Origin of the sequence: Modicisalibacter ilicicola DSM 19980, assembly GCF_900128925.1 — a bacterium.
GTDB classification, from domain to species: Bacteria; Pseudomonadota; Gammaproteobacteria; order Pseudomonadales; family Halomonadaceae; genus Modicisalibacter; species Modicisalibacter ilicicola.
The window spans coordinates 20706-32651 of sequence record NZ_FQUJ01000003.1; the positions used below are offsets into that span (position 1 = coordinate 20706).

The 11946-nt window shown below is 64.0% G+C and carries 9 protein-coding genes and 1 tRNA gene; 7 read left to right on the plus strand and 3 right to left on the minus strand.

Annotated features, from left to right (window positions below):
- Window positions 1–363: 363 nt before the first annotated feature.
- Window positions 364–1425, minus strand: coding sequence for a tyrosine-type recombinase/integrase (locus BUA41_RS02640; RefSeq protein ID WP_072819502.1), 1062 nt, complete (start codon window positions 1423–1425; stop codon window positions 364–366).
- A gap of 97 nt (window positions 1426–1522) precedes the next feature.
- Window positions 1523–1599: transfer RNA gene (locus tag BUA41_RS02645), tRNA-Ile, on the minus strand.
- A gap of 101 nt (window positions 1600–1700) precedes the next feature.
- Here BUA41_RS02645 and BUA41_RS02650 point away from each other — a divergent pair.
- From BUA41_RS02650 to BUA41_RS02665, 4 genes are all read left to right on the plus strand, one after another.
- Window positions 1701–2315 (plus strand): hypothetical protein, encoded by a 615-nt coding sequence (locus BUA41_RS02650; RefSeq protein WP_072819505.1) that lies wholly within the window; start codon window positions 1701–1703, stop codon window positions 2313–2315.
- Complete coding sequence (locus BUA41_RS02655) at window positions 2293–3057, plus strand: 4'-phosphopantetheinyl transferase family protein (RefSeq protein WP_217652764.1); 765 nt, start codon at window positions 2293–2295, stop codon at window positions 3055–3057. Before BUA41_RS02650 ends, BUA41_RS02655 begins: the two co-directional genes overlap by 23 nt.
- 116 nt (window positions 3058–3173) lie before the next feature.
- Window positions 3174–6194 (plus strand): cellulose binding domain-containing protein, encoded by a 3021-nt coding sequence (locus BUA41_RS02660; protein WP_072819507.1) that lies wholly within the window; start codon window positions 3174–3176, stop codon window positions 6192–6194.
- A gap of 122 nt (window positions 6195–6316) precedes the next feature.
- The gene (locus BUA41_RS02665) at window positions 6317–6985 is read left to right on the plus strand and encodes a PRC-barrel domain-containing protein (RefSeq protein WP_072819509.1); all 669 of its coding nucleotides are present in this window, start codon (window positions 6317–6319) and stop codon (window positions 6983–6985) included.
- Between the two features lie 22 nt (window positions 6986–7007).
- On the opposite strand, the gene BUA41_RS02670 is transcribed toward BUA41_RS02665, so the two are convergent.
- Window positions 7008–8831, minus strand: coding sequence for an ABC transporter ATP-binding protein (locus BUA41_RS02670; protein ID WP_072819510.1), 1824 nt, complete (start codon window positions 8829–8831; stop codon window positions 7008–7010).
- A 125-nt stretch (window positions 8832–8956) separates the two neighbouring features.
- Between BUA41_RS02670 and dgoD the strand changes: the two genes are divergently transcribed.
- The 3 genes from dgoD (at window position 8957) to BUA41_RS02685 (ending at window position 11914) form a co-directional block, all read left to right on the plus strand.
- Window positions 8957–10105, plus strand: a complete 1149-nt coding sequence (dgoD, locus tag BUA41_RS02675; protein WP_072819511.1) for a galactonate dehydratase — start codon at window positions 8957–8959, stop codon at window positions 10103–10105.
- A gap of 163 nt (window positions 10106–10268) precedes the next feature.
- The gene (locus BUA41_RS02680) at window positions 10269–11039 is read left to right on the plus strand and encodes an SDR family NAD(P)-dependent oxidoreductase (RefSeq protein WP_072819512.1); all 771 of its coding nucleotides are present in this window, start codon (window positions 10269–10271) and stop codon (window positions 11037–11039) included.
- Window positions 11036–11914, plus strand: a complete 879-nt coding sequence (locus tag BUA41_RS02685; protein WP_072819513.1) for an SMP-30/gluconolactonase/LRE family protein — start codon at window positions 11036–11038, stop codon at window positions 11912–11914. The genes BUA41_RS02680 and BUA41_RS02685 overlap by 4 nt, the downstream gene beginning before the upstream one ends.
- Window positions 11915–11946 lie beyond the last annotated feature (32 nt).

The window sequence follows — 11946 nt, forward strand, 5'->3', positions numbered from 1 at the left end:
TAAATAAAACGACACACTATCCTTTTATCGCCACTAAATTCAGCCCGCATCATCGGGTCATAAGAATAATAATATCCTTATTATTCTTATTATTATGACTCAAGCTATGGACCTGAATCTCGCTCAACTATTTTCTAGATAGACTCGTTACCTGCTTAATCTTATGAGCACACCCAGCCACTTATTTCATATTTAATATTCTGTACAATACAAAATACGATACAGAATATGATACAAAGATTCTTGTCACTCATCGCTGGGATAAGAATGAGTTGGCTCTGGGCAGGATAGGAAGAGTTGATAGGCGATATAGCGGCAATAATATTACTATTACTACCGCAACCAAACATCCGAGAACTTTGGCTAGCGACTTTGAATTCGGTCTAGCTTCGCGACCAAATCCTCCGCTCTCAAATGTGTATACCGCCTCAGCATCTGCATAGACTTATGCCCGCTGATCGCGGCGACTTCCTGGTCAGATAGTCCGGCCTCTACCAGTCGGCTGACGGCCTCATGGCGTAGATCATGAAAGCGAAAGTCGTCGAGTCCGGCCCTCTTCTTCGCCTGGTTCCAGAGCTTGGTGTAGGCATAGGGACCGCGCCTTCCGTCCCTGCCAGGCTCACCGAAGAACACCAGGTTGCAGTCAAGCGGGCGCACCGGGTTATTCAGCGCCTGCTTGAACACTTCGGTGGCGGCCTGGGTCAGCGGTACCAGGCGGGCTTCGTTGTTCTTGGTGTCGGTGAGGCGCACCACACGGCGTTTTACGTCGACCTGGGAGCGAGTGAGGGTCAGGATTTCCGACGAGCGCATGCCCGTCTCCAGGGCGATTCTGGCGATCCAGGCAAGCATCGGGTTGCTGTGCTGCCGCAGCACGGCGAACAGCCGCTTTTCTTCGTCGTCGCTCAGACGCCGGTCGCGTCCCTCTCCGGGGCTGGGCTTACGGATGTTCTGGACGGGGTTGTAGGTCAAGCCGAGCCCCCATTCCTGAATGGCCACGGTGTAGAGATGGCCAAGCAATGCGAGCTCCAGGCGCACGGTATTGGCGCTGATAGGCTGACCACGATGCCCAATGCTGTTTAGGCGGGTGTCACGGAAGTTGGCGATCAGCTCCGGCGTTAGGGCCGCTAGGGAGTACTTGCCCAAGTGCTCGATGAGCGTGTTGGCCTTGTGGCGTTCGCTCTTTTGGGTGCTGGGCTTCTTGGTAGGGGTAACGTCCGCGAGGTAGCGCTTGAGTGCCGCTTCGAGCGTCATGCGCTCCGAGGCGCTGCGCTGGATATAGACGCCGCGCACCATTTCGTCTTCGGTGCGGCGTGCCCAGTCCTGGGCGTCACGCTTGGTGCGGAAGGTCTTGGCGGTGGTGGGCCAGCCAGTCTTGCGGATGACAGCTTTCCAACTACCGGCGGGGGTCTTGACGATGGTGGCCATGAAAGTCTCCAGGGGGCTGAAGGATCGGCACTGTACCGAAACTGTACCCTTGGACTATGGGACTCACCAGGCAAAATTCGTAAGACGCTGACTTCATTGGTGGGCCCAGCAGGACTCGAACCTGCGACCAAGGGATTATGAGTCCCCTGCTCTAACCAACTGAGCTATAGGCCCTTATGATGGTGGCGTATGATAGCGAATGGCAATGGATGAGACCAGAGGCGTTTTCTATTGTCCAAGCACCCGTTACCGACGACCACGGAGGGCCAGCAACGATGCGTTTTCACCCCGTTTCAGAGCGCCGAACCTACAGGGCTTCAGCCTTGATCGCGGGCCTGGCGCTGTTCGCGGCGCTGCCCGCCCAGGCCGAGTGGCAACTCGCGCCGGAGCAGTCACGCGTGCAGGCGACGATCGTCGAAATCACCCCCAACGGCCCGGTGCCGCACCATCATGAGGTGCGCCAGCTGCAGGGTAATGTGAGCCCGGATGGCACCTTGCGCCTGCCGTTGCGCCTGCGCCAGACCGACATCATGGACCGCCTGGGCCAGCTGCCACCCTGGTTGTCGGGGGTAGCGGATACGACGCTTGCCACGGTGGTCACCCAGTTGCCGCCGGAGCGGCTCGATGCGCTGGCCGTGGGGGAATCCATGACCGAGACCCTGATGCTCGGCGTGCAGGCGGACGGCCAGAATCGCCGGGAGCCGCTGGAGGTGCGCTTCACCCGGGAAAGCGACGACACCATCCGTGTGCACAATGCCCAGCGCGTCGCCCTGGATGGGCGCGAGCTGATGAACAACCAGACCGTGCGCTCGATCCTGCTGCTGCTCGGCTACGAGGAGATCGGCGACGAGGTGCCGGTGGAACTCGATGCCACCCTCGTCGATCGCTGAGGCCATGGCGTCGCTCCCCGACGGCTGCAGTGCGCTGGATGATCGCTGGCCCTGGCGCGAGCCGCTGACAAAGGCCCAGTGGCTGGCACTGCGCTTCGATCGACAGCACCTGGCGAAGGAGGATCTTGCCACCCATGGCATCGATGCGCCTGCCAGTGTTCGGCAGGCCGCTGCCAAACGCCGGGCAGAGTTCCTCGCCGGGCGGCTGTGCGTGCGAGAGGCGTCCCGGCGATTGACCGGAGCACCCTGCGTACCTGACATCGCACCGAGCAGGGCGCCGCTCTGGCCGTCGAATATCGTCGGCTCGATCACTCACAGCGGCACCTTGGCCGCCGCGCTGGTGGCCTCGGCCAGCCATTACCAGGGCATCGGGCTGGATGCGGAAGCCCTGATGAGTCTTCAGCGCGGGGAACGCCTGGCCCCGCAGATACTCACCCCCAATGAACGCGACTGGCTGGCCTCGCTTCCCACCGAGCAGCGCGGCGCGTTCGTCACCCAGGTGTTTTCCCTCAAGGAGAGCCTGTTCAAGGCCCTGTTCCCGCTGGTGGGCGTTCGGTTCTATTTCCAGGACGCCGAATTGATCGACTGGAGCGATGAATCGCAACGGGCAAGCCTTGGGTTGCTCAAGACGCTTTCTCCCGCCTGGCCCGCCGGCACCCGGCTGCAGGGCCAATACGCTCGCCAGGACGGGTACCTGCTGAGCATGCTGGCCATTCCCGCCAGAGACACAAACAGGCACTAAAAACTACCAAGTATTACTTCAGCGTCGTCCGATCCCGCCGATAACCCCGGTGTTCTGGCGCCGCCCTCTTTGCCTGTGGTGCCGGCCTTGTCAGCCTTTGCATTCAGGTAGTGCCGATGTCCTCCTTGATCGATTACACCCTCACCAGCCAGTGGAATGGCGGCTTCGTCCTGGAACTCTTTGTCACCAACAGCAGCCTGTACACCTTCTACGATTATCAAATTGCCTTCGCCGTGGATGGCGTCATTGCCGATATCTGGAACGCCAGCGTCGTCTCCCGAACGGCGAGCGGTTACGTGGTCGCCGATGACGACGACAAGAACGACCTTGCCCCCGGCGAGACGGTACGCTTCAAGTTCAAGGTGTTGAGCGAAAGCGGCGAGCTGCCCTTCGCCTTCACGGTCAATGGCGAACACGCCGAACTCACCCCGGAGGCGGAGGCCCTCCGGCAGGCGCAGATGCCCGAGAAGGCCCTGCTGGGCGACGACTACCCCATCGTCGACAACGCCATCACCGTGGGCCCGGAAATCGATGCCGACATACTCAACGCCTTGATCCTCCTGGCACCGGAGAATGCCACCATCCACCTGGCAGCCGGCGACTACCATTTCGACGACGCCATCCGCATCACCCGTTCGGATGTGTCCCTGATTGGTGCCGGCGCCGACAATACCCACGTCACCTTCAGCGAGCAGGCGCTGATCGAGAATCCGGCCCACGGCTTCATCGCCGAAGGCACCGGCGCCACGCCGGCCGGCTATCTGCGCGCCGATGTCGACGAGCATGGCAAGGTGCTGACCCTCGGCGAAGGCCACGGCCTAGCCGTCGGCGATACGATTCGCCTCTGGCAGGACAACACCGCGGAATATCTCGATGCCATCGGCGATACCGCCTGGCGCAACATGGATGTTCCGCTGCGCACCAGCATGGCCAGGGTAGCGGGCGTCGAGGGCGACAGCATCACGCTCGATCGTGGGGTGCATTTCGACTTCGACGCCGGCGCCACCCGGGTCGAACGCCTCGATGTGCTGGAGAACGTGACCCTCGGCGGATTCTCGATCGATTTTCCTCTCGGCATCCCGGACAGCGGCGACTTCAGCAATCACCTCCCCGCGCTGGATAGCTACCACGCGGTCGAATTCAGCGGCACGGTGGCTAGCCACCTGTTCGACATCCAGGTGGTGAACACCCCTTCCCTCGCCTTCGAGATCGCCCGGTCGCTAGACGTGACGGCCGAGCGACTCGTCGCCCAAGGCGCCTTCAACAAGGGTGGCGGCGGCAATGGCTATGCCTATGAACTGCGCGAGAGTTTCGATGGCACCTTTACCGACCTGAGCGATTCCGGCATGCGCCACAGCCTGGTGTTCGCCTCCTGGCACTCTTCGGTCGGCAACACCGTCAACATCGATTACACCGACCGGGACATCAACTTCCATGGTGGCCGGGATCATCGCAACAGCGTGCATGTCGAGCAGTCGATCCGTGATGCGGCGACCGACGTCAAGTCGCCCACCTTGTGGATCAACAGCGGGGGCGAGTTCTTCGGCGCGCCCACCGATGCCGAGGCCAACGAGGTCAGGTTCGATTACGTGGTCGGCTCGCGGCGCGACGACACGGTCCAAGGCACGGACAGCGGTGTCTACCTGGACGGCGCGGAAGGCCACGACAGCCTCTACGGCGGTGCGGGCAACGACCTGCTGCGGGGCGGCGCGGGCTGGGGCAACGACCTCATCGATGGCGGCGACGGTTTCGATACCGTGCTGTTCGACCAGGCCTTCTTCGACAGCCGCATTCGTTACCACGACGATGGCAGCCTGAGTGTCGAGGGCGCGGGTCACGACACCCTGATCGACGTGGAAAGGGCCATCTTCAGCGATGGCATCACCCTGGACATCGCCACGCGTGTCGCGGTGCAGGGCGAACCCCTCGAGTTCCCTGCCGCCGAGGAGGTGGAACTCGACCCCCGAAGCGCCTTTGCCGAGCTGGTGGACATTCCCGTCCCACGCTGCACCGCCTCCCTGGAAGTCGTCAGTCGCTGGAGCAGCGGTTACGTCATGGCCGTCGAGATCACCAACCACCTCGACGACACCCTTGAACACCCCCTTGTCGAATTCACCCTTGCCGCCGATATCACCCGGTTCTATGGCGCCGCCCTGGTGGAACGCCGGGGCGATCTCTACCGCGTGGCGCTCGACGACAGCGCCGAAGTCACGCCGGAGGCGACCCAGCGCTTCTCCTTCAAGGCCTACGCGCCGGAAAGCCTCCTGCCCGAAGGGCTGACCCTCGGCGGCCAGGACGTGGATGTGGATCACTCGTCGCTCCATGCCGGCAGCGCCCCGGAGGCCGGTTCGCTGATCAGCGTCGAGAGCAACGTGGTGAATGCCTGGCAAGGCGGTCATATCGCCGAGGTCCTCGTGAAGAATGTCTCGGAGGAGCGGATCGACGATCTGGTCATTGCCTTCGACCTCCCCAGCCGGATCGATACCCTGTGGAACGCCGAGGGTCAGCACGACGACGGTCGTTACACCCTCAGCGACGACGGCGACACTCCCCCGTCCCTGGCGCCGGGCGAGACCTGGCGCTTCAGCTACAAGACCTATCATGATGAACCGACGTTGCCCGACAACATCGTCGCCGACGGTTCGGTCGTCGAGGCAACGGTGATGCCGGGCAGCGATATCCTCTTGCAGACGAAGCCCGACGATGACCTGCTGCTGGGTGGCGACAACGACGAGAATCTCTACGGCTTGAGTGGAGACGACCGGCTCCATGGCCGAGGCGGCGACGACTACCTGGCGGGCGGCCTGGGTGCCGATGCCCTCGAGGGCGGAGCCGGGGCGGACGTGTTCGCCTTCGCGACGACCTTCGACTCCAACCCGCCGGCGGCCGACACGCTACTCGACTTCAGCTCCAGCCAGGGCGACTTGATCGACCTTGCGGCCATCGATGCCGACCTCGGTGTGGCCGGCAACCAGGCCTTTGCCTGGCGGCACGCCCTTGGGTTCAGTGGAAACGCCGGTGAGCTGCGATTCTCGGACGGAAGGCTCGCCGGGGACGTCAACGGCGATGGCATCGCCGACCTGGCGATTCAACTGGCCGGTGTCGAAACCTTGCAGATCAACGACTTTCTGCTTTGACGGTTGAAATTACGCCGATACCCCTCAATAGTTGATAGAGGAATGACGCGGCATGCCCGTTCGGCATGCCGCTCATGCCGAGACGCCCGGAACTAAAATGGATTTTTAGAAGGAGCGACATCATGACCTTGCGCACACCGCTCAATCATGCGATCTGCACTGCCCTTGTCGCCGGAGGCCTGGCATTCGGAGGAAGTGCCCTCGCCCAACCCCAGGGGCTCTATTCCGCCGACGAACTGACCGATGCAGAGGTTTACACCAACCAGAGCTCCGATGTGGTCGGCGAGGTGGAAGACGTCCTTCTCGACGAGAACATGCAGGTGCATTCCCTGGTCATCGATACCAGCGAATTCCTCGATTTTGGCCAGAAGCAGCATGTCGTCGAGACCGGCAAGTTCACCGTCGAGACCGTGAACGGCAAAGACAAGGACGACGTTGAATACAAGGTCACCGTCGACATGACGGAAGAGCAAATCGCTCAGCAGCCGGAATACACCGACGACTGGTGGGCCGAGACCAAGAAGCAGGCCGCGAATGCCTGGCAAGAAACCAAGCAGACCGCCGAAAGCGCCTGGCAGAGCACCAAGGCGGCCACCGCCAGCGCCCTCAGCAGTGCCGGTGAAGCCCTGGACGAGGCAGGCAACGAAACCGAGCAGGCCGCGGAAAACGCCGCCCAGGAAACCGAGCAGGCCGCCGACGAGGCAGCCAATGAAACTCAGCAGGCCACCGAGGCCGCCGGCAACCAGGCCGAGCAGGCGGGTGAAGAGATCGATCAGGAGACCAACAACTGATCGATCGCCATCGACAACAGTGCTAGAGCGATACGCCCGGTTCCCGACCGGGCGTTTTCGTCACTGTCGAACGGTCGACCTGCCCGGTCTGCACCTGCCACTGCTGGGCATAGTGGCCCTGGACAGCGAGCAACCGGGCATGCGTCCCCCGCTCCACGACCCGTCCGTCGTGGATCACGGCGATCTGGTCGGCATGCACGATGGTGGAAAGCCGGTGAGCGATCATGATCACGGTACGATCATGGGAAATGCGCGAGAGCGAGCGCTGGATGGCCGCCTCGGTCTCGTTGTCCACGGCACTGGTCGCCTCGTCCAGCACCAGGATGGGAGAATCCTTGAGCAGCGCCCGGGCCAGGGACAGCCGCTGTCGCTGGCCACCGGAGAGCCTCACCCCGCGCTCGCCCACCGGCGTGTCGAGCCCCAGCGGCAGCGTCCGAATGAACTCCCACGCCTCGGCGGTGCGCGCCGCCTCGACGACCTCGTCCCGGGTTGCTTCGGGCCGGGCGTAGGCAATGTTGTCGCGTATCGTGCCCTCGAACAGATAGACGTCCTGGCTGACCAGGCCGATAGCGCCGCGCAGGGACTCGAGGCTGATCGCATCGATCGCTTGGCCATCGATGCGCACCGCACCCGCATCGGGATCGTAGAAACGCAGCAGCAGCTTGATCAGGGTCGACTTGCCCGACCCCGTCGCGCCCACCAGGGCCAGGGTATGCCCGGCAGGCACCTGCAGATCGATCGATTCGACACCACCCCCGGTCTCGGCGTAGTGAAAGCTCACGCCTTCGAAGGTGACCTCGCCGCGCACCGGCTCGGCCAGGGGCGTTTCGCTCTCGTCCTTCACCCGAATGGGCACGCCCAGCAGATCGAGGATACGTCGCGTGCTGGCCATGGCGCGCTCGAACAGGTCGATGACCTGGGCCAGGCCGGTCAACGGCCACAACAGCCGTTGGGTCAGGAACACCAGTACCCCATAGGCCCCCACGTTCAGCTCACCCCTCAAGGCCAGCAGGCCGCCCACCGTGAAGGTCGCCAGGAAACCGGCCAGGATGGCCATGCGGATCACCGGGATGAAGGCCGAACTGACGCGGATCGCCTGGCGATTGGCCTCGACATACTCCTCGCTGGCCCGGCGCAGCCGCGCGGCCTCGCGGGACTCCGCGGTGAAGCTCTTGATGGTGGCGATGCCGCTCAGGTTGTTGGAAAGCCGGCTGGAAAGCTCGCCCACGCGCTCGCGTACCGTGTTGTAGAGCGGTCCGGCCTTGCGCTGGAAATAGAAGGCGCCCCAGATGATCAGCGGAATCGGGGTGAAGGCCAGCAAGGCGATCAGCGGCGAGATGACGAAGAACACCGCGCCCACGGCGACCACGGTCACGCCGACCTGGATCATCGAGTTGGCGCCGCCGTCCAGGAAACGCTCGAGCTGGTTGACGTCGTCGTTCATGGTCGCCACCAGCTGCCCGGAACTGCGCGACTCGAAGAAGCTCATGTCCAGGCGCTGCACGTGCTCGTAGGCGTCCTGGCGCAGATCGGCCTGCAGCCGCTGGGCCAGGTTGCGCCACAGGACCTGGTAGAGATACTCGAACAGCGACTCGCCGGCCCAGATGAAGAAGGTCAGCACCCCCAGGGCCAGGATCTGCTCCCGGGCCGAGGCGAACCCCAGCGCCGCCACGAAACTCTCTTCCTGGTTGACCACCACGTCGATGGCCACCCCGATGAGAATTTCCGGGGCGATGTCGAACAGCTTGTTGATGATCGAGCAGATCGTCGCCGCGACGATGCGGCGGCGATAGCCCCGGGCGTAGCGCAGAAGACGCCCCAGGGCCTGGAAACTGGTAGTGGGCATCGGCAAGGCCCCGTGTCGGAAGGCCCTCAAGGATAGCGGAAACCGTCACGTCACCCAACACGACAGCCCGGCGATGGCTCCTGTAAGCTAATCACCCTTTCATCCACCGTCATCGGAGGGCGTCCATGAAGATCACCCGACTCAAGACCTGGCAGGTACCGCCACGCTGGCTGTTCCTGAAGATCGAGACCGACAGCGGCTGCTACGGCTGGGGCGAGCCGGTCGTCGAGGGCCGGGCCGCCACCGTCGAGGCCGCCGTGCACGAGCTGGCCGACTACCTGGTCGGCCAGGACCCGCACCGCATCGAGCACCTGTGGAACACCCTCTACCGGGCCGGCTTCTATCGCGGCGGGCCGATCCTGATGTCGGCCATCGCCGGCATCGACCAGGCCCTGTGGGATCTCAAGGGGCGCGATCTCGGCGTGCCCGTGCATCAGCTGCTGGGCGGTGCGGTACGCGACAGGATGCGCATGTACGCCTGGACCGGCGGCGACCGGCCAACTGACGTGGGCGCCGGGGCCAAGGCCCTGGTCGAGCAGGGCTTCACCGCCTTCAAGATGAATGGCACCCCGGAGCTGCAGATCGTCGATTCCCACAAGAAGGTCGACGAGGCCGTGGCCCGGGTCGCCGAGGCCCGCGAGGCGGTGGGGCCGGATGTCGGCATCGGCATCGACTTCCATGGCCGGGTGCATCGCCCCATGGCCAAGGCGCTGCTGCGCGAACTCGAGCCCTTCCACCCGATGTTCGTCGAGGAACCGGTGGCCCCGGAGCACCTGCCCTGCCTCACGCAGATCGCCGGTGGCCTGGGCTATCCCATCGCCACCGGCGAACGCCTGCACACACGCTTCGAGTTCCGCGACCTGCTCGCCGAGGGCATGGTCGACGTGATCCAGCCCGATCTCTCCCACTGCGGCGGCATCAGCGAGGGGCTGAAGATCGCCACCCTGGCCTCGGCCTACGATGTGGCCCTGGCGCCCCACTGCCCGCTCGGCCCGCTGACCCTGGCCGCGTCGCTGCAGCTGGATGCGGTATGCCACAACGCCTTCATCCAGGAGCAGAGCATGGGCATTCACTACAATCAGGACAACGACGTGCTCGACTACCTGGTCGACAAGTCGGCGCTGGCCATCGAGAACGGCTTCTGCGCCATCCCCCAGGGGCCGGGGCTGGGCGTGGAGATCGACGAGGCCTTCGTCGAGGAGCGCGCCAAGGTCGGGCATCGCTGGCGCAATCCGGTGTGGGCGCATGAAGACGGCTCCATCGCCGAATGGTAAGGGAAACACCGAATAAATGGCTGCGCGGCTCAAGCACTGCGTTGCGCGGTGCTCGGAATCCTCACATATTGCATATATGCTCCGGTTCCTGTGCTCCGTGCGCCTTGTGCTTGATACCGCTCGCTGATTTATTCAGCGCTCCCTACAACAGAGGTAATCAACCATGGCATTTTCTTTTCAGGACCTGCAGTTTCCGGACCTGAAGGACTCGAGCGTGTTCATCACCGGCGGCGGGTCGGGCATCGGCGCCGCTCTCACCGAAGGCTTCCTCTCCCAGGGGGCGCGGGTGGCCTTCGTCGGTCTCTCGGATGCCACGCCCTTCTGCGACGAGATGGAGACCCGGTACGGAATCCGCCCATTGTTCATCCGCTGCGATATCCGCGACATCGAGGCCTTGCGCTCGGCCATCGCCGACGCCCGGGACGCCCATGGCCCCATCAAGGTACTGGTCAACAACGCCGCCCGGGACACCCGCCACTCGCTGGCCGAGTGGAGCGTCGCCGACTGGGACGATTCCATCGCCACCAACCTGCGCCCGCAGTTCTTCACCGCCCAGGCGGTGGCCGCGGACATGCGCGAGCAAGGCGGCGGCGCCATCATCAACCTGTCGTCGAATTCCTACCTGCTGGGACTGGCCGGCTATCCGACCTACGTCACCGCCAAGGCCGGCATCATGGGCATGACCAAGGCCCTGGCCCGGGAACTCGGGCCCGACAACATCCGCGTCAACTGCCTGATCCCCGGCTGGGTGATGACCGAGCGCCAGCGCGAGCTGTGGGTCAACGACAAGGATCTCCAGGAATGCCTGGACCAGCAGTGCCTCAAGGAGGCGATCCCGGTGGAGGACATGATCGGCCCCTGCCTGTTCCTGGCCTCCGAGGCGTCGCGGATGATGACCGGTCAGGAGCTGGTCGTCGATGGGGGGCGCGTGTGAGTCGGCACAACGCCCAACAGGTTCTGGCCTGCGGCTGCGAACTCGGCGAGGGGCCGCAATGGCACGCCGCGGCCGGACGGCTCTACTGGTGCGACATCCTCGAGGGGCGTCTGCACTGGCTGGTGCCGGCAAGCGGTGAAACCGGCCATGCCGATTTCGGTCACTGCATCTCGCTTGCCGTGCCACTGGCGCACGGGGGCGTGCTGGTGGTGGGCGAGTCGGCACTCGAGCGTTTCGACCCCGCCTCGGGGCAGCGCGAGCATCTGCTCGACTTCGAGGCGGACGATCCGGTCACCCGCTCCAACGACGGGCGCGTCGACCGTCACGGCAGCCTGTGGCTCTCCAGCATGGGCAAGGCCGCCGAGCAGGGTGCCGGCAGCCTGTATCGCCTTCATCGCGGCGAACTGGTCAAGCTGCGCGGCAACCTGACCATTCCCAACGCGATCTGCTTCTCGGCCGGGGGCGAGTATGCCCACTTCGCCGATACGGCCCTGGGCGTCGTCTACCGCTGGGCGCTCGATGGCGAGGGCTGGCCGCAAGGCGAGCCGGTAGCCTGGGCCGATTTCTCGACCCGTTCCGGCAACCCGGATGGCGCGGTGATCGACCGCGAAGGGGCGATGTGGCTGGCGCTCTGGGGCGCCGGCAAGGTCCTGCGCCTGGACGGGGAGGCCAACATCACCGACGAGATCGTCTTGCCCACCGCGCAGCCCTCCTGCCCCGCCTTCGGCGGCGAGCATCTGGACCGGCTCTATGTCACCACCGCTCGGGAAGGCATGGACGCCGACCAGCGGGCACGGGAGCCAACCGCCGGCGACCTGTTCATAGCCGAACTCGACGTACCGGGACTGGCCGAGCCGCCGCTGCGGTTGAAATGAGGTTCGTCGAGCAAGCGCCGCTACGCGGCGTT

Excerpts from the sequence above, each read along its gene's own strand:
- dgoD (WP_072819511.1), top strand. The coding sequence starts at position 8,957 with ATGAAGATCACCCGACTCAAGACCTGGCAGGTACCGCCACGCTGGCTG.
- BUA41_RS02655 (WP_217652764.1), top strand. The coding sequence starts at position 2,293 with ATGCCACCCTCGTCGATCGCTGAGGCCATGGCGTCGCTCCCCGACGGC.
- BUA41_RS02660 (WP_072819507.1), top strand. The coding sequence starts at position 3,174 with ATGTCCTCCTTGATCGATTACACCCTCACCAGCCAGTGGAATGGCGGC.
- BUA41_RS02680 (WP_072819512.1), top strand. The coding sequence starts at position 10,269 with ATGGCATTTTCTTTTCAGGACCTGCAGTTTCCGGACCTGAAGGACTCG.
- BUA41_RS02650 (WP_072819505.1), top strand. The coding sequence starts at position 1,701 with ATGCGTTTTCACCCCGTTTCAGAGCGCCGAACCTACAGGGCTTCAGCC.
- BUA41_RS02670 (WP_072819510.1), bottom strand. The coding sequence starts at position 8,831 with ATGCCCACTACCAGTTTCCAGGCCCTGGGGCGTCTTCTGCGCTACGCC.
- BUA41_RS02640 (WP_072819502.1), bottom strand. The coding sequence starts at position 1,425 with ATGGCCACCATCGTCAAGACCCCCGCCGGTAGTTGGAAAGCTGTCATC.
- BUA41_RS02665 (WP_072819509.1), top strand. The coding sequence starts at position 6,317 with ATGACCTTGCGCACACCGCTCAATCATGCGATCTGCACTGCCCTTGTC.